This is a genomic window from Lacinutrix salivirga, from assembly GCF_053604675.1.
In genome coordinates this window covers 1-964 of the sequence record NZ_JBSHNP010000114.1, presented here as the reverse complement: position 1 = coordinate 964, position 964 = coordinate 1, and the positions used below count along the sequence as shown (strand labels likewise).

General features: G+C 30.8%; 1 protein-coding gene and 1 pseudogene. One reads left to right on the top strand and one right to left on the bottom strand.

Annotated elements, in window-relative coordinates; all coding sequences use genetic code 11:
• A pseudogene (locus ACVC5O_RS09955) lies at positions 1–105 on the top strand (IS110 family transposase); the annotation flags it as partial.
• A gap of 48 nt (positions 106–153) precedes the next feature.
• On the opposite strand, the gene ACVC5O_RS09950 reads toward ACVC5O_RS09955, so the two are convergent.
• Complete coding sequence (locus tag ACVC5O_RS09950; protein ID WP_452221334.1) at positions 154–699, bottom strand: toxin-antitoxin system YwqK family antitoxin; 546 nt, start codon at positions 697–699, stop codon at positions 154–156.
• Positions 700–964 lie beyond the last annotated feature (265 nt).

Genomic DNA, 964 nt, shown 5'->3' with positions numbered 1-964 from the left:
GCGTTAATCGCAGTATGCAATAAGTTATTGAAACAAGCCTTTGCAATTGCTAAATCGGGATTAATATATGATGATTCTTACAGAAGTACTTTAGTGAAAAATTAATGAGTTTTTACTTGTTTTTTACCACAGTACTTTGTTGTAGGTAGTTTTTTACTTTCCCATAAAGTCAAATTCATCTACAATTCCGTTCTTTTCCATTTCTTTTATTTCCTTTTCAGTCAGTTTAATTTCAATTCCGTTTTTGTCATAAAATTTCCAATTCTCATTTAGAAATCCAATATTTATTTCGTCTCCGCCTTCGCAAGTTGTTTCAATGTGCTTTTTGTCAATTTTATAAATTCCTTTTGCTCTTAATTGTCCATTTTCGTGATAATAATTCCATTCTCCAATTTTGTAACTATAAATAATATCACAAGGTCCAGCAATACAGCAATTCACATACGAGTCAGTTTTATATTCTCCCGTTTCTTTCAGTTTCCCATTCTCATAAAATTCACTCCACAATCCAATTCGAGCAGCTTTAGATAAAAAGTCCGAGTCAATTTGTCCGATACTTTTTAAAAGTCCGTTTTCATAAAATTCCATTTCGGTTTTTTTAGAAATCGATTCCGATTCAGTATTCGATTCCGAAACTATTTTAGTCGATTTACAACTAAAAATGCAAACTAAAATTAGAATGTAAAATGGTATTTTCATATTTCGGTCAAATTACCTACAACGATTTTGTGTATGGTTAGTTGCGTGTTTAAGCAACTAATTTAGTAAACAAAAACGAACGCGAGAAAATTCCGAAGGAATTTTCCAAATAAGCAACGACCAAAGCAATTAATTATACACGTCTTAAGTTTACAATTCATTAAATTAGATAAATAAACAGAAAAGACAAAAGAGAGGAGTAAGGTTATTATATACGCAGAAGCCTAGACTTCGTCAACATTGAAAATCCCCTCTCTTTTCTACA

Bases quoted from the DNA above. Each gene is read 5' to 3' on its own strand.
- ACVC5O_RS09950 (WP_452221334.1), bottom strand. From the start codon at position 699: ATGAAAATACCATTTTACATTCTAATTTTAGTTTGCATTTTTAGTTGT.